We start from the raw sequence: 17,199 nt of genomic DNA on the forward strand, positions 1-17,199 counted from the left end.
GCCAAGTTGGTTAAGGCATCGGATTTTGATTCCGACATACGAGGGTTCGAATCCTTCTTCCCCTGCCAAATAATTCGTTCGATCCAAGTCGAACACACACCTGCCCCATACCTTCCGCGAAGGCTTATCTCCTGACCGACGTCAGGTGCTTCTGAGGGCAAGGTGTTGGGCAGATGCTATTTTCTCGCCATCAGCCCAAACGCACATCGATCGGCCCATCATGCTCTCCGATACCGTTCTGTTCACCGGCAACGCCAATCCGGCGCTCGCTCAGGAAATCGCCTCCAATCTGGGTATCTCTCTGGGTAAGGCCGCCGTCGGCCGCTTCTCGGATGGCGAAACCACGGTTGAAATCCAGCAAAACGTGCGCGGTCGCGAAGTGTTCGTGGTGCAGTCCACCTGCGCCCCCACGAACGACAACCTGATGGAACTGCTGGTGATGGTCGACGCACTCAAGCGCGCCTCGGCCCAACGTATCACCGCCGTGATCCCCTACTTCGGCTATGCCCGCCAGGATCGCCGCCCTCGTTCGACCCGTGTGCCCATCTCGGCCCGCGTCGTGGCTGATCTGCTGGAAACTGTGGGTGTCGAGCGCGTCCTGACCATGGACCTCCACGCCGACCAGATCCAGGGCTTCTTCCGCATCCCCGTCGACAACATCTACGCTTCGCCCGTGCTGTTGTCCGACCTGCAGGCCAAGAATTATCAAGACCTCGTGGTCGTGTCGCCTGACGTCGGTGGCGTGGTGCGCGCCCGCGCGCTGGCCAAACAACTCGGTTGCGACCTGGCCATCATCGACAAGCGTCGCCCCAAGGCCAATGTGTCTGAAGTGATGCACGTCATCGGTGAAATCGACGGCCGCAACTGCGTGATCATGGACGACATGATCGACACCGCAGGCACCCTTGTGAAGGCTGCCGAAGTGCTCAAGGAGCGCGGCGCCAAGAGCGTGTACGCCTACTGCACGCACGCTGTGTTCTCTGGCCCTGCCATCGAACGCATCAAGAATTCGCATCTCGACGAAGTCGTGATCACCAACACCATTCCGCTCAACGACAGCGCCAAGGGCACGCCGAAGATTCGCCAGCTCTCCACCGCTTTCCTGTTTGCGGAAACCATCCGCCGTATCACCGATGGTGAGTCGGTGACGTCCCTCTTCTCGGAACAGAACAACAACTTCTGATCCGTGTTCTCGACCGGCAAACCGCAAGGTGCGCCGGTTTTTTCACAGCGCCTGGTCGCGGGCGCTGATTCAACTTGAATCAACTTGGAGTACTCCATGAAATTCACCGCCTTTGAGCGTACCCTGCAGGGGACCGGAGCGAGCCGCCGCCTGCGCATTTCCGGCAAGACACCTGGCATCGTTTACGGTGCCGGCCAAGAGCCAAAGAACATCGAACTGGACCACAACGCGCTGTACCACGCCATGCGCAAGGAAGCCTTCCATTCGTCCGTCCTCGAGATGGATCTGAATGGCAAGGTCGAAAAGGTCCTGCTGCGCGACTACCAGGCTCACCCCTACAAGATGCTGGTTCTGCACGTTGACTTCCAACGCGTTGACGCCACCACCAAGATCCACAAGAAGGTGCCCGTGCACTTCGTGGGCGAGGCCGACGCTCCTGCAGTCAAGCTGGACAAGTGCATCATCAACCACGTGACCACCGAACTGGAAATCGAGTGCCTGGCTGAACAGCTGCCCGAATTCCTGACCTGCGACCTGAGCAAGGCCGTCAAGGGCCAGACTTTCGGCGTGGAAGACCTGGGCCTGGCTGCCCACATCAAGGTGCTGACGCACGGCCGCAAGGCTCCTACACTGGCTACCGTTGTCGAGCCCGTGGAAGAAGTCATCGCCGCTCCTGTGGCTGCTGCCGAACCCGCCAAGGGCAAGAAGAAGAAGTAATCACTTCTCTCCTTGCGCTCACGCGAGTCAAGCCCCGCTCAAGCGGGGCTTTTCTTTTTGTGGAGGCCACTCCGATAATCCGCACCCATCATGATTCGACTGTTTGTAGGACTCGGTAACCCCGGCCCGGAATACGAAGACACCCGCCACAACGCGGGCTTCTGGTTCATTGACGATCTGGCGCGCCGCTTCGGCGTCTCGCTGCAGCCTGATCGCGCCTATCACGGCCTGGTGGCACGCGCCAATCTGCCGCAAGGCCCCGTCTGGCTGCTGCAACCCCAGACCTACATGAACTTGTCAGGCAAGTCGGTTGGCGCACTGGCCCGCTTCTTCAAGATCACGCCGGAAGAAGTCCTGGTCGTGCACGACGAACTGGATCTGCTGCCCGGCCAGGTCAAGCTGAAGAAAAGCGGCAGCCACGGTGGCCACAACGGCCTGCGAGACATCCACGCCCAACTGGGCACACCTGATTACTGGCGCCTGCGTCTGGGCATCGGGCACCCTGGACTCAAGCACGAAGTCGCCAACTATGTGCTGCGCAAACCGCCGCAGTCCGAGCGCGAAGCCATCTTCAAATGCATTGACCAATCGCTGGGCGCCGTCGATGCCATGCTGGCCGGCGACATGAGCAAGGCCGTCACGGTCGTGCATGCGCAACCGCAGCGTCCGAAGCCTCCACGCAAGGAGGCGCCGGACAAGCCCTCGCCAGCCCAACCCGAATCAACAGCAGGTGACAAACAGGCCGATTCACAACAAGGCTGATAAACAGCGCAACAGACGCTGCAGGCCCGCAAAAATCAGGAGGAATGCATGATGAACCGTTGTACACCCAGCGCACGAATGTGCCTGACAAAGTTTTTCGGTCTGGCTGGCATTGCGATGCTGCTGACGGCATGGCTGCCGATGAACCCCGCTCAAGCAGCGGCTTCAGATACTCAAGTCGCCAAACCCAGCCAGACCTGGCGCTGCAAGGCCCCATCAGGCCAGATCAACTACAGCCAGCAAGCGTGCCCGGAAGGCGGCGAACTGCTTACGCTGAAAGATGCGCGCTCGCATGGCCAACATAAACAAGCCAGCAACAACCTCGAGCGAGACGCCAAGCTGGCCAGGCGGATGCAACGCGAAAGACGGCACGAAGAACGGATGGCCGCAAAAGAAAACGCCATCAGTCTGTCTGGCAAAGGTGGGCCTCATGTCATTCAAAGCACGCCCAACACGCACGATCCCGTGCCCGTCAGCGACATGAGCAAACCCATTCGCATCAAGCCAATGAAAAAGGCTGCGACCTCATCAGCGCAGCCTTCGTCGGGCAATCAAAGCACGGCGTTCTGAACACCCTGCATCAAGCCGCCTTTTCCTGCAGCTTGCGGTACTTCACCCACAACTGATCAGGCGTTTCCACGTGATCAGGATGAACCGGAATGCACTCGACCGGGCAGACCTGCACACACTGCGGCTCATCGAAGTGGCCGATGCATTCCGTGCACTTGGCCGGATCGATCACATAGATGGTTTCGCCCATCGAGATCGCCTGGTTGGGGCACTCGGGTTCACACACATCACAGTTGATGCATTCGGAGGTGATGGTCAGGGCCATGGAACTTCTGCCTGTGATGATCTTCGGCGTGAGGACTCAGTCCGCCTTGCGCGATACGCGCTCATGCAGGCGAGCCAGCACGCTGGGCGCCACGAATTTGGACACGTCGCCACCGAGCATCGCGATTTCACGCACGAAGGTGCCGGACACGAACTGGTATTGATCGGATGGAGTCAGGAACACGGTTTCGACATCGGGCATCAACTGGCGGTTCATGCCAGCCATCTGGAACTCGTATTCGAAGTCGCTGACGGCGCGCAGACCGCGCACGACCACCTTGCCGCCGTTGTTCACGACGAAATCACGCAGCAAACCCGAGAACGCGATCACTTCCACATTGTCATACTCGCTGGCCAGCTCCTTGGCCATCGCCAGGCGCTCGTCAATCGTGAACATGGTGCGCTTGTGATGCCCCGCCGCGACCGCCAGGATCAGGCGGCCAAACAACTGGCTGGCACGACGCATCAGATCAGCATGACCCAGGGTCATGGGATCAAAGGTACCGGGGTAGACAGCGGTCAGCGAAGCAGAACTCAAGCGAGACTCCATGTTGATGTGGCTTTGCGCGCAGTGTAAGGCTCAAGCAAGCCCAGCAGGCTGAGCCTGGTCAGCAGCCACGCGCCTAAAAAGGTGAAAGTGCACTACCCCGGCCTGCCCGTGACGATGTGGCGTCAATTGAGCAATCAGCCCGGCGTGTTGTGGGGCGTCGGGCAGGTCGGCCAAAGCGGTCGGTGATTCCAGGTAGATCCAACCGCCATCGGGCACGCAGTTCAATGCTGCCGTCAAAGCAGGCCAGAACAAGGCCTCATCAAAAGGCGGATCCAGAAACACCAGATCAAACGCGCCGACCTGGCGAGGCTGACGCATCCAGCTCACTGCCTCGGCCTGCTGCAACTTCACCTGCGAGGCTTTCAGCTTGGTCAACGTGGCTTGCAGACTGCGAACCAGAACGGGCTCGCGCTCAAGCAGGGTCACCTCATCGGCACCACGCGAAGCAGCCTCCAGGCCCAATGCGCCGCTGCCTGCAAAGGCATCCAGCACCCGCCAGCCTGACAGATCCTGCCCGAGCCAGTTGAACAGGGTTTCGCGCACGCGCCCTGGTGTCGGGCGCAAACCTGCGGACACGGGCACAGGCAGAACGGAGCGCTTCCATTGGCCACCAATAAGGCGAACTTCCTGCGCGGCCGTGCGAGCCACCTTCTGGGCGGCTTTGGTTTGCGCGCCCTTGACGGCATCGGGCTTGTTGGAACGTGTTGCGCTCATGTTGTCCTGTCTTGAGGTGACGCCTATTGTAAAAAGCTGCGGCTCTTACAATGCACGCATGTTCAGTTTCATCAAGAAAAAGCTGGGATGGGGATCCACCCAGCCGGAAGCCACGTCGGACAAGCCCGCGCCAGACGCGGCTCAGACGTCTGCACCGGCACCAGCAGCCTCGCCCGCACCTCAGCCTGCGGTGGTCAACGCCCCTGCCCCGCTGTCGATACCGGCATCGGCGCCAGCACCCGTTGCCGCGAGCGAACCAGCCGCGGCAGCAGAAGCCCCCAAAGCGCCCGCGCCAGAGCGCCGCTCCTGGCTGGACAAGCTACGCGCAGGCCTTCGCAAGACGGGCTCCAGCATCGCGCAAGTCTTCACCGGCACGCAGATTGACGACGCACTTTATGAAGAGCTGGAATCAGCGCTGCTGATGGCTGATGCTGGCGTGGCAGCCACGGAGCATCTGCTGGCCGACCTCAAACGCCGCGTCAAGGAAACCAAGGCTACGGATCCGTCGCAGGTCAAGAACCTGTTGATCGATGCCATCACCGACCTGCTCCAACCGCTGGAGAAGTCCCTGGTTGTGGGCCTGCACACACCGACCGTGATCATGGTTGCCGGCGTCAACGGTGCAGGCAAGACCACATCGATCGGCAAGCTCACACGGCACCTGTCAGACGCCGGCCAGAAGGTGCTGCTGGCGGCTGCCGACACCTTCCGTGCGGCAGCCCGCGAGCAACTGCTGGTCTGGGCTGATCGCAACAATGTGGAGATCGTGGCCCAGGAAGGCGGCGATCCCGCTGCCGTCACGTTCGATGCCGTGCAAGCGGGCCGTTCACGTGGCTGCGATGTGGTGATCGCCGATACCGCCGGCCGCCTGGCCACGCAATTGCACCTGATGGAAGAACTGCGCAAGGTCAAGCGCGTGATCGGCAAGGCCATGGACACGGCGCCTCACGAGGTGCTGCTGGTCGTGGACGGCAACACAGGTCAGAACGCACTGTCTCAAGTCAAGGCTTTTGATGAGGCGTTGGGGCTGACCGGCCTGATCGTCACCAAGCTGGACGGCACCGCCAAGGGCGGCGTGCTGGCGGCCATTGCCTTGTGGTCTCGCGAGCGCCACAGTGCCGTGCCGGTCTACTTCATCGGCGTGGGCGAAAAGCTGGAAGATCTGCAAACCTTCAGCGCGCGTGAATTTGCCCAGGCACTGCTGGCCTGAGGCCAGCAGTCGGACACACGCCCGGTTGCAATTTCGATCAATCAGTGACGCTGAACGGCACCCGCTTCCAGTGGCATGGCACTCGAATCAAGATCATCGAACCACGTTGAGGGTGGGGGTTCTTTGCGCTCCCCTTCCGGCGTGTCATCGGCATAAGACCAGTCATCCAAGGGCAGATCAACCGCCGACTCGTTGACACTCATGCCGTTCATCGATCCCACCGGGCTTTGCATCGAAGCCACGACAGCAGCGGCTTCCGCATCCCGGCGCGCCACGCTGGCATCGTTGTAGCCAGATCGGCCAGATGTATTGAGCGCCGCCCCCAGCACAGTCTCACGGGCCACAGCCGGGCCAGGCAAGGCGCCCTCCAGCCACACGTGAACGGGAATGCGCGCGGCAGCCAGCACGCGGTCCATACGGGCATGGCGGCGCTGGCTGCGCTCTTTTTCCTTGGACATGGGCTGGCGTATCTCGACCACCGCAATCACCTGGGAAGCCATGTCGCACACGACCAGATCGGCGCACAAGGAGCCGACACGGCGCAACCATTCGCTGTAGGAGTTCTTGGTCGGCACCTTGATGAAACGCGCCACCGGCACTTGCGCCAGGATCACGTGATCAGGCAAGGCCTTGCGCAGAACGTGATAAGCATCACGCTCACCCGTGGTCAGCACGCGCGTGGCCACGGGCTCCCAACCGATCAAGGTGTCCAGATTGTCTGCTGCGTCGTCAGCAGGCTTGCGGCCAAAGCGCGCTTTGCCCTCCTGGCGGGATTTGGATCTGGGCGCATCACCTCGGCCCGGGCGCACTGGTGCCGCCTGATGATGCCGGCTGTACCACCACGCACCGGCTATGCCGGCTGATCCCAGAATACCGGCCATCAAGACCGGCCAGGTCGCTACCATGTCCAACATCATTCAGGCCTTCCTGCCCCAAGCACAAGCCGAGTGCAAACAGCACGCGGTTTCATCAGGCTCATCGGCAAAGGCATGATCCGACTGAAGCCCCTGGTTGCATGCGCAACACATGTCACACACGCTAACAGGGGCCGCTTGGACGGGTCAACCGGGTTTACAGACAGGGTCGTGACAAGCGGTATCAGCGGCCCATGCCGGGCATGCCAGGCATGCCTTTCATGCCGCCCATGCGCTTCATCATCTTGAAGAGCCCGCCGCCCTTCATCTTCTTCATCATGGTCTGCATCTGCTCGAACTGGTTGAGCAGGCGATTCACATCCTGAATCTGCACGCCGGCACCTTGGGCGATGCGGCGCTTGCGGCTGGCCTTGCTCTTGCCGTCCATCAGCAAGGCAGGCTGGCGGCGCTCCTTGGCCGTCATCGCGCTGATGATGCCTTCCATGCGGCGCACGTCGCGCTCGGCCTTGCCCATGTCAGCCTGGCCGGCTTTGGCCGCCAGCTCCGTCGGCAGCTTGTCGATGAGGCCGGACAAGCCGCCCATCTTCTTCATCTGGCTGATCTGGGCCAGGAAATCGTTGAAGTCGAAATCGGCACCGGACTTGAACTTGTCGGCCAACTTTTGCGCGGCCTCGATGTCCACGCCCTTTTGCACTTCTTCGACCAGCGCGACGATGTCACCCATGCCCAGCACACGGCCCGCATGGCGATCGGCATCGAAGACTTCCAGGCCATCGATCTTTTCGGAAACACCCGCGAACTTGATGGGCACGCCCGTGATCTGGCGCACGGACAACGCCGCACCGCCGCGCGAGTCACCATCCAGCTTGGTCAGCACGACACCAGTCAGTGGCAGCGCATCCTTGAAGGCTTTGGCCGTGTTGACGGCATCCTGACCTTGCATGGCATCGACCACGAACAGCGTCTCGACCGGCTTGAGCAAGGCATGCAGATCCTTGATCTCGGTCATCAGCACTTCGTCAATCGCCAGACGGCCTGCCGTGTCGAACAGCAGCACATCGAAGTAGTGGCGTTTGGCGTAATCGATCGCAGCCAGGGCGATGTCATGCGGCTTCTGGCTGGGGTCGGACGGGAACCACTCGGCACCGGCTTGCGCTGTCACCGTCTTCAACTGTTCGATGGCGGCCGGGCGATAGATGTCGGCGGAGACCGTCAGCACTTTCTTCTTGCGCTTTTCGATCAGGTGCTTGGCCAGCTTGGCTGTGGTCGTGGTTTTACCGGCACCTTGCAGACCCGCCATCAGGATGATCGCAGGCGGCTGGGTGGCCAGGTTGATGTCAGACACGCCCTCGCCCATCGTGGCGGCCATCTCCTTTTGGACGATGCTGACCAGGACTTGGCCTGGCGTCAGGGAAGACACCACTTCCTGGCCAAGGGCCTTGTCCTTGACGCGGGCGATGAAATCCTTGACCACCGGCAAGGCCACGTCGGCCTCCAGCAGCGCCATGCGGACCTCGCGCAACATGTCCTGCACGTTGGATTCGGTGATGCGGGCCTGGCCGCGCATGGTTTTAACCAGGCGACTCAGTCGTTCTGTGAGGTTGGATGCCATGAAATAGCTGCTTGTGCTCTTAAACTCGAGACATGATTTTATCGCCCGCCTTGCTCACGTCTTCCACGTTCTGGCCCAGCTGCCTGGCCGTACTGGCTTATGTGCTGGCCAGCGCCTGGCCTCAATCCGCAAGTGGACTGGGGCAAACGCCATATGAAAGACCCGTCTGGGCTGCGCTTTGCCTGGGCTGGTTGGCTCAGGCTGCAGCCATTGTGCTGGATACCGTGGCATTTGATGGCCCCGTTTGGCATGCACGCTTCGGATTTGCGCCCGCCCTGTCGGTCACAACCTGGCTGGTGCTGGCCGTCTACGCCCTCGAAAACCGCCGACTGGGTTTGCCCAGCATCAGGCGCGTACTGGGCGTGCTGGCCGCATTGACGGTGTGCCTCGCCTGGTATTTCCCTGGGCAGGAGCACGCCAAATTGGGCTCACCTTGGGCACCCCTGCACTGGATCACAGGCTTCGCCTCCTATGGTCTGATCGGTGCGGCACTCCTGCACGCGGCCTTGCTCAGGCATGCGGAAAAACAACTGCGAGCCAAACCTGTCTCGGGCCAGATCCCCGCGCCAGCATTGCCTGGCCAGGCCATGGGCATCCCTCTGCTGCGACTGGAATCACTGACGCTCAGGTTTGTTGGCGCGGGCTTCGTGATGCTCAGCCTGACCTTGCTGTTGGGCGCGCTGTTCGCCACGCCCTGGCGCTGGGATCACAAAACCGTGTTTTCCGTGCTGTCGTGGCTGGTCTTTGCCGTACTGCTCATTGGCCGCGCGCGCTTTGGCTGGCGCGGCAGGCAAGCCGTACGCTGGCTGGTAGCGGGCTCCACCTTGCTGTTGCTGGCTTATGTGGGCTCGCGCTTCGTGCTTGAAGTGGTTTTGCACCGTCCTACGGCCGCCTGAGTCCAGCGTTCATCATGTTGAAATACCTCTTGCTCGCTGTGGTGATCATCTGGCTGTTCTACTCGCCGGCCCTGCGAGGCAAACGCCAGGGACCCACACCGCCGCCGCCCAAACCAAGCCAGGATCGGGCAGAAAACATGGTTCAGTGCGCACACTGTGGCGTACACCTGCCCGAAGGCGAAGCCCTCAAGGACGGTCACGGCCAACCGTACTGCAGCACGGCTCACCGCCAGGCCGGCCCGCGGCAGGCTTGAGCCCACAAAAGTCCATGCCGTACACACCACCACGCGACTCTCAGGCCTCCTGGTTCGGGGCACCACCAACCGCTGACACCTGGGCTGATCCCGGCATGGCCGAAACAGCGTTCGGCGAGAGCACGCAAGCGCTGCCACCAACGTATGACCACGGCAAGGCGGCACCTGCGGATCGCGTCAGTGAGATCAACCGGCCATCCTTTCACCGCATTTACCGCGCCTTCCTGAGTGCGCGCTTCGCGCTGGCCGTGGTGCTTCTGGGCCTGGTTGTGGGGTCCTGGCTGCTGGGCAGCCGCCCACCTCTTTGGCTCTTTCTGTCCACCTTCGGCTACGCCATCGTCACCGTTGCCTTGCTGACGCTGCCCATCAAGACGCAAGGCAACCGAACCGAATTGCAGTCGCTGCGGCCGCGCCAGGCACTGGCCAGCGTAGGCCTTGACCTGGTCTTCTTTGCCTTGATGCACTACTTCACCGGCAGTGCAGTGAACTCTCAGGCATTGCTGGTCCTGCCCGTGTTGATGGCCGCTGTTTTGATGACGCGCATCATGGCGCTGGGCGTCGCGGCGGCTGCCACATTGAATCTGCTGGCGGCCGCGCTGCTGCAAGGCAGCGATGGCAACAACGTCACAACCTTGGTGACCCAGGCGGGCCTCACGGGTTTTGGGCTGTTCGCGATTGCCGCGCTGGCCAGCGAACTGTCTGCGCGCTTGACCAAGGAAGAGCGCAGCGCCCGAGGCAGCCTGGAACTGGCGCGACAACAAGCGCAGCTCAATCGCCTGGTGATCGAGGAGATGACAGAGGGCGTCATGGTCGTGGACCGACAAGGCCGCGTGCGCACGGCCAATCCCGCTGCCAGGCGTCTGCTCGCCTCGCAAGGCATCACGCCGGCTGCCCCGTTTCAGTTGAGAGGTGTCCCTGCGTGGCTTGGCCTGATCAAGGCTGTCGAACGTGCACAGGGCAGCCCCCAGCGTGCCGAGGATGGCCTGGACGTCACATTGCAATTCGATGATCAGACGCAACGTGACCTGCGTTTGCGCGTGCGGTTCACCAAAGGCAAGGGTGGGCGCACGCCCGAAGACATGTGCGTGATGCTGCTGGAAGATCTGCGCGCTGTGCGCACCCGCCAGCGCCAGGACAAGTTGGCAGCCATGGGGCGCATGTCCGCCGGCATCGCCCATGAAATCCGCAACCCGCTGGCGGCCATTGCGCAGGCCAACGCCTTGCTGTCAGAAGACGCAGCCACCGCCACGCAAAAAAAGCTGACACAACTGGTGACCGACAACGTCGGCCGGCTCAAGCACATCATCGACGACATTCTGGCCGTGGCCCCCGGTGTACGCCCGCCAGCCCCGGCCATCGACCCCATCGAGACCATCGTGGCCATCTGCAACGACTGGCGCAGCACGCAAGGACTGACAACAGGCGAAGACAGCCTGCTGGACATAGACACATCAGGCTGCCAGAAGGCACCCTCCTACCCCCACCTCAAGATCCGATTCGAGCCCGAGCATCTGCAGCGCGTGCTGGTCAACCTGCTGGACAACGCCTTGCGCTACAACACGGGCGAACCCGGCGCCATCAATGTCACCCTGCGATGGATGCCTTCAGCCGATCCCTCCGGCATGCTGATGCTGTCGATATCCAACGACGGCGACCCCGTCTCCGCGGACACCGAACGCTCCTTATTTGAGCCCTTCTTCTCCACACGCAGTCGCGGCACCGGCCTGGGCTTGTATATTTGCCGAGAACTGTGCGAGCGACACGGTGCCAACATTGATTACCGGCTGCACCCACCGCCCTTGCGTCATCGCAACGAGTTCTTTGTCACGGTTCCTGTCGAGCCCCTTGCTGCAACCAGCCCCACTGCATGAGCACCCCTGCCAAACATCGCCTGCTCGTCGTGGACGACGAGCCGGACCTGCGCACGCTGTATGAGTTGACCCTTCTGCGCGAAGGCTATGACATCGAAACCGCTGGCAGCGTTGACGATGCCCGCCAGTTGCTGGCTGAACACCCTTTCAGCGTTGTGATCACCGACATGCGCCTGCCTGACGGCACGGGCCTGGACATCCTTCGGCAGATCGAATCTGAAGGCCGCCCTGAAAAGGCCATTGTCATCACGGCTTATGGCTCGGCAGAAAACGCTGTCAGTGCGCTCAAGGCAGGCGCCTATGACTACCTGACCAAACCGGTGGACCTCAAGCAGTTCCGCTCCGTGGTCGCCTCAGCCCTGGGCAGCGCGCATGTAGCCCACATGCCATCGCTACCGGCCTCGTCGTCCGGTCAGTCCAGCACAGGCGCCCTGTCGCCGCAGTCAGACAAGAGCCGCACAGCCTTGTCCCGGCTCGCGGGCAACAGCATCGGCATGCAGCAAGTGCGCGTGATGATCGACAAGGTCTCGCGCAGCATGGCACCGGTGCTGCTGTGGGGTGAATCGGGCACAGGCAAGGAATTGGTCGCCCGCGCCATCCATGACGTCAGCACCCGATCGGCACAGCCTTTCATCGCCGTGAACTGCGGCGCCATCCCGGAGCAACTGCTGGAGGCCGAGTTCTTTGGCCACCGCAAAGGCGCTTTCACGGGGGCCACGGAAGAACGCGAAGGTTTCTTTCAGGCAGCCGACGGAGGCACGCTTTTCCTCGATGAAATAGGGGATCTGCCCCTGGCCATGCAATCCAAGCTTTTGCGCGCCATTCAGGAACGCGCCGTGCGTGCCGTAGGCGCCACGCAGGAAGTCCTCGTGGACGTGCGCATCATCAGCGCCACACACAAAGACCTGCAAGCCGAAGTACTGGCCGGGCGTTTTCGGCAAGATCTTTTCTATCGCCTCAACGTCATTCAGATCACCCTGCCCGCCTTGCGTGAGCGCCTGGAAGATCTGCATCAACTGAGCCAACGCATCCTGGAGCGCATTGCCCATGAATCCGGCCATGGCAGCGTTCCCCAACTGAGCCTGGCCGCTCAATCGGCGCTCTTGAGTCATCGCTTTCCAGGCAATGTGCGCGAGTTGGAAAACCTGTTGCACCGAGCCGTGGCGCTCAGCGGACATCACACCCTGGAACCAGAGGACCTGGGCCTGTCGCAACCAACGCCATCTCAGGCGCCGCCCGCAAATGAGATGCCCCCTGTTGGCATCCACGCATCAAACGAAGCACCGACACCACATGAGCAGCCAGTCAAGGCTGTGCTGCCCACCGATCTGGTCACCCACCTGGATCAGATCGAGCGAGACATCCTCGTTCGCGCGCTGGAACACCATCGCCTCAACCGCACCGCTGCAGGCGCCAGCCTGGGCTTGTCCTTGCGACAAATGCGCTACCGCATGGCCAGGTTGGGCGTGCAGGTCACCGATCAAGGCATCGTATTGGGCGAGCGCTTTGACCCGGACGCCGACACAGACGCCGTCTGAAGCAACAAGCCATGCCCGATCAACGTGAGATGTGGCAAAACGGCTGGTTCAAGGACGCCCGTCACATCCCCTCTCCCAACTTCGGTCCGCGGCCGGCCGGCATCGCCATCGACCTGGCGGTGATCCACTCCATCAGCCTGCCGCCCGGTGAATACGGCGGCGACGAGATCGAGCGCTTGTTCACCAACCAACTGGACTGGTCGACCCACCCCTACTTCGAACAGATCCGCGGCGCCGAGGTCTCAGCCCATTTCGTCATTCGCCGCACGGGTGAGTTGCTTCAATTCGTCTCGGTCAACGACAGGGCGTGGCATGCGGGTCGTTCGAGTTGGCAAGGTCGCGACAATTGCAACGATTACAGCGTGGGCATCGAACTTGAAGGGCTGGAAGATACCCTCTTCGACATGCCGCAATACGATGCACTGGCAACCTTGCTTGATGCGCTCTCGCAACGATGGCCCATCACCCAGATCGCCGGGCATGAGCACGTGGCACCGGGCCGCAAGAAGGACCCGGGCATGGCCTTCAACTGGGCGCATTTGCACACCCTGACAGGGCGCCCGGCGGCGCAATTTGCCGCACTGCAAAACCCATCGCAAACCGCCTAACCGCCTTCCCCCTCGGCTGTCATGCCGACTTCCCCCATTGGCGATTTCCCTTGTTTTTCCCCCTGTTCGCGGGGTGGGTGTAAAAAAGCGTTATAGTCACGGCCAGACACTACGGGTAGCGCTTCAAAGCGCATCAAACACCAGATATAGTGTCCTCCGCAGTTGCGATCGGCCACCCCGATCGCCTGATTTCAACAGGCTGAACCCCATACCAGCCTGGCGATCCTGAAGGGAATTACATGCAAACGTCCACGCCCAGCACCATGCCTACCTCTGCCTCCGTCATGCCCGGCGCAGCCGCCGCTGCCATGGCTGTCGAGCCTCGCCAATCCGCGTACTCGGCCTACCAGATCATCCGACGCAATGGTGCGGTCGTCTCGTTTGAACCCAGCAAGATCGCTGTCGCTCTGATGAAGGCCTTCCTGGCCGTTCACGGCACGCAAGGCGCCGCATCGGCGTCCGTGCGCGAAACCGTCGATGGCCTGACCGAGATGGTCGTGCGCGGCCTGCTGCGTTCGCGTCCAAGCGGCGGCACCTTCCACATCGAAGACATCCAGGATCAGGTCGAACTGTCCCTGATGCGCGGCGGCCATCACGAAATCGCCCGCGCTTACGTGCTGTACCGCGAGCGCCGTTCGCAAGAGCGCGCCAAGCAGGCCGATGCCCAACAAGCAGCCGCCCTGCCCACCCTGACCGTGATCGACCGCGGCCAGCGCGTCCCCCTGGATCTGGCCCGCCTGCAAGGCCTGATCGTGGAAGCCTGCTCGGGCCTGGGCGATGACGTCAAAGCTGCCCCCATCCTGGCCGAGACCCAACGCAATCTGTATGACGGCGTCTCCATCGACGAGGTCTACAAGGCCGCCATCCTGGCCGCCCGTACCCGCATCGAGCACGACCCCGCTTACACCCGCGCCACCGCTCGCCTGCTGCAACACACCATCCGCCGCGAAATCCTCGGCGATGAAGTCACGCACGCCGAAATGGCCACGCGTTACGCCGAGTACTTCCCCCAATTCATCAAGAAGGGCGTGGAAGCCGAGTTGCTGGACGACCGCATGCAACAGTACGACCTGGCTCGTCTGGGTGCGGCCATCAAGTACGAACGCGACCTGAACTTCGACTACCTCGGCCTGCAAACCCTGTACGACCGCTACTTCCTGCACACCGAAGGCAAGCGCATTGAAATGCCGCAAGCGTTCTTCATGCGCGTCGCCATGGGCCTGGCCCTCAACGAAATCGACCGCGAAGCCCGCGCCATCGAGTTCTACGAACTGCTGTCCTCGTTCGACTTCATGTCGTCCACCCCCACGCTGTTCAACTCCGGCACCCGTCGCTCGCAACTGTCGTCGTGCTACCTGACCACCGTGCCTGACGACCTCGACGGCATCTACGAAGCCATCAAGGAAAACGCCCTGCTGTCCAAGTTCGCTGGCGGTCTGGGCAACGACTGGACGCCGGTTCGCGCACTGGGCTCGCACATCAAGGGCACCAATGGCAAGTCGCAAGGCGTGGTCCCCTTCCTGAAAGTGGTCAACGACACCGCCGTGGCCGTGAACCAGGGCGGCAAGCGCAAGGGCGCTGTCTGCGCCTATCTGGAATCGTGGCACCTGGACGTGGAAGAGTTCCTGGAGCTGCGCAAGAACACCGGTGACGACCGCCGTCGTACCCACGACATGAACACGGCCAACTGGATTCCCGACCTGTTCATGCGTCGCGTGATGGAAAACGGCGACTGGACCTTGTTCTCGCCCGCCACCTGCCCTGATCTGCACGACAAGTTCGGCAAGGCATTCGAAGAGGCCTACACCGCCTACGAAGCCAAGGCTGACCGCGGCGAGATCAAGCTGTTCAAGCGCGTGAAGGCCACCGACATGTGGCGTCGCATGCTGTCGATGCTGTTCGAAACCGGCCACCCCTGGATCACGTTCAAGGACGCCTGCAACGTTCGCTCGCCTCAACAACACGTGGGCGTGGTGCACTCCTCGAACCTGTGCACCGAGATCACCCTGAACACCAACGGTGGCGAAATCGCCGTGTGCAACCTGGGCTCGGTCAACCTGGCTCAGCACATCAAGGATGGCGCGATCGATCAGGAGAAGGTCAAGAAGACGGTGAAGACGGCGATGCGCATGCTCGACAACGTCATCGACATCAACTACTACGCCGTCAAGAAGGCCCGCGACTCCAACCTGCGTCACCGCCCTGTTGGCCTGGGCATCATGGGCTTCCAGGATGCGCTCTATCAATTGCGCACGCCTTACGCCAGCCAGGAAGCGATCGAGTTTGCCGATCGCTCGATGGAAGCCATCTGCTATCACGCCTACTGGGCTTCAACCGAACTGGCCGAAGAGCGCGGCCGCTACTCCAGCTACCGCGGCTCGCTGTGGGATCGCGGCATCCTGCCGATCGACTCCATCAAGTTGCTGGCAGAACAACGCGGCGGCTACGTTGAGGTCGACAGCTCGACTTCGATGGACTGGGATGCCCTGCGTGCCCGCATCGCCATGTTCGGCATGCGCAACTCCAACTGCGTGGCCATCGCCCCGACCGCGACCATCTCCAACATCATTGGCGTGGACGCATCGATCGAGCCATCGTTCGGCAACCTGTCCGTGAAATCCAACCTGTCTGGCGAGTTCACCGTGGTCAACGAGTACCTAGTGCGCGACCTCAAGAAGCTGGGCCTGTGGGACGACGTGATGGTCATGGACCTCAAGCACTTCGACGGTTCGCTGCGCCGCATCGACCGTGTGCCTGAAGAGCTCAAGAACCTGTACGCCACCGCTTTCGAAGTCGAACCAGTGTGGCTGGTTGAAGCGGCATCGCGTCGCCAGAAGTGGATCGACCAGGCGCAGTCGCTCAATATCTATATGGCAGGCGCATCGGGCAAGAAGCTCGACGAAACCTACAAGCTCGCATGGGTACGTGGCCTCAAGACCACCTACTACCTGCGCACCATCAGCGCCACGCATGCAGAGAAGTCGACCGTGTCTCGCGGCCAACTCAACGCCGTGTCCAACATGGTGGGCGGTGGTGCCAACGCTGCACCGCAGCAAGCGCAAGCACCTGTTGAAGCTGCACCCGCAGAGCCCGCAACCGATATCAAGTTCTGCTCGATCGACAACCCCGATTGCGAAGCTTGCCAATGATCGCGACTTGCGAGTGATCAACACACGATGACTCGCACTTCATCAACATGAACAACAAGGCCTCAACATCTCCATCAAGGTGTGAGGCCTTGTTCGACTGATGATCTTTCAATGCCTTCTTGATGCATTTCGATGCAAGCCCGCAACAACCACGGGCCTTTCATGTCAAGAAGTGCTTGGTGTTTTTAACAACACCCTTTCATAATCCGACTCCATAGGATGTTCAACATGCTGGTCTGGGAAGACGACTCCTCCAACTCATCTTCAATGCCCAACGGTTCTGTGCCCCCTTCGCTTGGCGATGCACGGAACACGGCCCCGTCACCTCTCGCGAACGGCCAGGCAAGCATTGCATCCAGCGCACCAGGCGCCAACACCATGTCCTCCACCACACCGACACCCGCAGCCCCAATCGGTGGCTCGACA

At 61.5% G+C, this 17,199-nt stretch carries 17 protein-coding genes; 12 read left to right on the forward strand and 5 right to left on the reverse strand.

Annotation, left to right across the window (positions count from 1 at the left end):
• Positions 1-220 precede the first annotated feature (220 nt).
• The 4 genes from EPO09_RS06900 to EPO09_RS06915 all read left to right on the forward strand — a co-directional run bounded on the left by EPO09_RS06900 (position 221) and on the right by EPO09_RS06915 (position 3,232).
• Positions 221-1,183, forward strand: coding sequence for a ribose-phosphate pyrophosphokinase (locus EPO09_RS06900; protein WP_290641513.1), 963 nt, complete (start codon positions 221-223; stop codon positions 1,181-1,183).
• Positions 1,184-1,279: 96 nt separating this feature from the next.
• The gene (locus tag EPO09_RS06905; RefSeq protein WP_290641515.1) at positions 1,280-1,900 is read left to right on the forward strand and encodes a 50S ribosomal protein L25/general stress protein Ctc; all 621 of its coding nucleotides are present in this window, start codon (positions 1,280-1,282) and stop codon (positions 1,898-1,900) included.
• 90 nt (positions 1,901-1,990) lie between these two features.
• Positions 1,991-2,662, forward strand: coding sequence for an aminoacyl-tRNA hydrolase (pth, locus tag EPO09_RS06910; protein WP_290641517.1), 672 nt, complete (start codon positions 1,991-1,993; stop codon positions 2,660-2,662).
• 48 nt (positions 2,663-2,710) lie between these two features.
• Positions 2,711-3,232, forward strand: coding sequence for a hypothetical protein (locus EPO09_RS06915; RefSeq protein ID WP_290641519.1), 522 nt, complete (start codon positions 2,711-2,713; stop codon positions 3,230-3,232).
• A 10-nt stretch (positions 3,233-3,242) separates the two neighbouring features.
• Here EPO09_RS06915 and EPO09_RS06920 read toward each other — a convergent pair whose 3' ends face one another.
• The 3 genes from EPO09_RS06920 to rsmD are packed head-to-tail and all read right to left on the reverse strand — an operon-like array spanning position 3,243 to position 4,760.
• A complete protein-coding gene (locus EPO09_RS06920; RefSeq protein WP_290641521.1) occupies positions 3,243-3,497 on the reverse strand; it encodes a YfhL family 4Fe-4S dicluster ferredoxin in 255 nt (84 codons plus the stop codon).
• Positions 3,498-3,533: 36 nt separating this feature from the next.
• Complete coding sequence (coaD, locus tag EPO09_RS06925; RefSeq protein WP_290641523.1) at positions 3,534-4,034, reverse strand: pantetheine-phosphate adenylyltransferase; 501 nt, start codon at positions 4,032-4,034, stop codon at positions 3,534-3,536.
• Between the two features lie 42 nt (positions 4,035-4,076).
• Positions 4,077-4,760: a 16S rRNA (guanine(966)-N(2))-methyltransferase RsmD gene (gene rsmD / locus EPO09_RS06930; RefSeq protein ID WP_290641525.1), complete on the reverse strand. Its 684-nt coding sequence runs from the start codon at positions 4,758-4,760 to the stop codon at positions 4,077-4,079.
• A 58-nt stretch (positions 4,761-4,818) separates the two neighbouring features.
• On the opposite strand from rsmD, the gene ftsY reads away from it, so the two are divergent.
• On the forward strand, positions 4,819-5,970 hold the full coding sequence (gene ftsY / locus EPO09_RS06935; protein WP_290641527.1) for a signal recognition particle-docking protein FtsY: 1,152 nt from the start codon (positions 4,819-4,821) through the stop codon (positions 5,968-5,970).
• A gap of 41 nt (positions 5,971-6,011) precedes the next feature.
• Here the strand turns inward: ftsY and EPO09_RS06940 are convergent, their stop codons facing one another.
• Together EPO09_RS06940 and ffh are read right to left on the reverse strand one after the other, a co-directional pair.
• Positions 6,012-6,875: a DUF2726 domain-containing protein gene (locus EPO09_RS06940; protein ID WP_290641529.1), complete on the reverse strand. Its 864-nt coding sequence runs from the start codon at positions 6,873-6,875 to the stop codon at positions 6,012-6,014.
• Between the two features lie 193 nt (positions 6,876-7,068).
• Positions 7,069-8,457: a signal recognition particle protein gene (ffh, locus tag EPO09_RS06945; RefSeq protein WP_290641531.1), complete on the reverse strand. Its 1,389-nt coding sequence runs from the start codon at positions 8,455-8,457 to the stop codon at positions 7,069-7,071.
• A 32-nt stretch (positions 8,458-8,489) separates the two neighbouring features.
• Between ffh and EPO09_RS06950 the strand changes: the two genes are divergently transcribed.
• The 7 genes from EPO09_RS06950 to EPO09_RS06980 all read left to right on the forward strand — a co-directional run.
• Positions 8,490-9,353 (forward strand): inner membrane protein YpjD, encoded by an 864-nt coding sequence (locus EPO09_RS06950; RefSeq protein WP_290641533.1) that lies wholly within the window; start codon positions 8,490-8,492, stop codon positions 9,351-9,353.
• Between the two features lie 14 nt (positions 9,354-9,367).
• The gene (locus EPO09_RS06955) at positions 9,368-9,607 is read left to right on the forward strand and encodes a PP0621 family protein (RefSeq protein ID WP_367200049.1); all 240 of its coding nucleotides are present in this window, start codon (positions 9,368-9,370) and stop codon (positions 9,605-9,607) included.
• 14 nt (positions 9,608-9,621) lie between these two features.
• Complete coding sequence (locus EPO09_RS06960) at positions 9,622-11,478, forward strand: ATP-binding protein (protein ID WP_290641535.1); 1,857 nt, start codon at positions 9,622-9,624, stop codon at positions 11,476-11,478.
• Entirely contained in the window at positions 11,475-13,016 is a 1,542-nt protein-coding gene (locus EPO09_RS06965) for a sigma-54 dependent transcriptional regulator (RefSeq protein ID WP_290641537.1), read from the forward strand. Before EPO09_RS06960 ends, EPO09_RS06965 begins: the two co-directional genes overlap by 4 nt.
• An 11-nt stretch (positions 13,017-13,027) precedes the next feature.
• Complete coding sequence (ampD, locus tag EPO09_RS06970; RefSeq protein ID WP_290641539.1) at positions 13,028-13,624, forward strand: 1,6-anhydro-N-acetylmuramyl-L-alanine amidase AmpD; 597 nt, start codon at positions 13,028-13,030, stop codon at positions 13,622-13,624.
• Positions 13,625-13,908: 284 nt separating this feature from the next.
• Positions 13,909-16,773, forward strand: coding sequence for a ribonucleoside-diphosphate reductase subunit alpha (locus tag EPO09_RS06975; protein WP_290641545.1), 2,865 nt, complete (start codon positions 13,909-13,911; stop codon positions 16,771-16,773).
• A gap of 228 nt (positions 16,774-17,001) precedes the next feature.
• On the forward strand, positions 17,002-17,199 hold a 198-nt coding region (locus EPO09_RS06980), incomplete at its 3' end, for a hypothetical protein (RefSeq protein WP_290641541.1).

Origin of the sequence: Aquabacterium sp., from assembly GCF_004297345.1 — a bacterium.
Lineage (GTDB): Bacteria > Pseudomonadota > Gammaproteobacteria > Burkholderiales > Burkholderiaceae_C > Aquabacterium.

What these genes read in the sequence shown, in the direction of transcription:
- ffh (WP_290641531.1), bottom strand. Translation starts at nt 8,457, where the DNA reads ATGGCATCCAACCTCACAGAACGACTGAGTCGCCTGGTTAAAACCATG.
- EPO09_RS06915 (WP_290641519.1), top strand. Translation starts at nt 2,711, where the DNA reads ATGATGAACCGTTGTACACCCAGCGCACGAATGTGCCTGACAAAGTTT.
- EPO09_RS06905 (WP_290641515.1), top strand. Translation starts at nt 1,280, where the DNA reads ATGAAATTCACCGCCTTTGAGCGTACCCTGCAGGGGACCGGAGCGAGC.
- EPO09_RS06900 (WP_290641513.1), top strand. Translation starts at nt 221, where the DNA reads ATGCTCTCCGATACCGTTCTGTTCACCGGCAACGCCAATCCGGCGCTC.
- EPO09_RS06965 (WP_290641537.1), top strand. Translation starts at nt 11,475, where the DNA reads ATGAGCACCCCTGCCAAACATCGCCTGCTCGTCGTGGACGACGAGCCG.
- EPO09_RS06960 (WP_290641535.1), top strand. Translation starts at nt 9,622, where the DNA reads ATGCCGTACACACCACCACGCGACTCTCAGGCCTCCTGGTTCGGGGCA.
- ampD (WP_290641539.1), top strand. Translation starts at nt 13,028, where the DNA reads ATGCCCGATCAACGTGAGATGTGGCAAAACGGCTGGTTCAAGGACGCC.
- EPO09_RS06940 (WP_290641529.1), bottom strand. Translation starts at nt 6,875, where the DNA reads ATGGTAGCGACCTGGCCGGTCTTGATGGCCGGTATTCTGGGATCAGCC.
- pth (WP_290641517.1), top strand. Translation starts at nt 1,991, where the DNA reads ATGATTCGACTGTTTGTAGGACTCGGTAACCCCGGCCCGGAATACGAA.
- EPO09_RS06975 (WP_290641545.1), top strand. Translation starts at nt 13,909, where the DNA reads ATGCCCGGCGCAGCCGCCGCTGCCATGGCTGTCGAGCCTCGCCAATCC.
- EPO09_RS06955 (WP_367200049.1), top strand. Translation starts at nt 9,368, where the DNA reads ATGTTGAAATACCTCTTGCTCGCTGTGGTGATCATCTGGCTGTTCTAC.
- EPO09_RS06950 (WP_290641533.1), top strand. Translation starts at nt 8,490, where the DNA reads ATGATTTTATCGCCCGCCTTGCTCACGTCTTCCACGTTCTGGCCCAGC.
- EPO09_RS06920 (WP_290641521.1), bottom strand. Translation starts at nt 3,497, where the DNA reads ATGGCCCTGACCATCACCTCCGAATGCATCAACTGTGATGTGTGTGAA.
- ftsY (WP_290641527.1), top strand. Translation starts at nt 4,819, where the DNA reads ATGTTCAGTTTCATCAAGAAAAAGCTGGGATGGGGATCCACCCAGCCG.
- rsmD (WP_290641525.1), bottom strand. Translation starts at nt 4,760, where the DNA reads ATGAGCGCAACACGTTCCAACAAGCCCGATGCCGTCAAGGGCGCGCAA.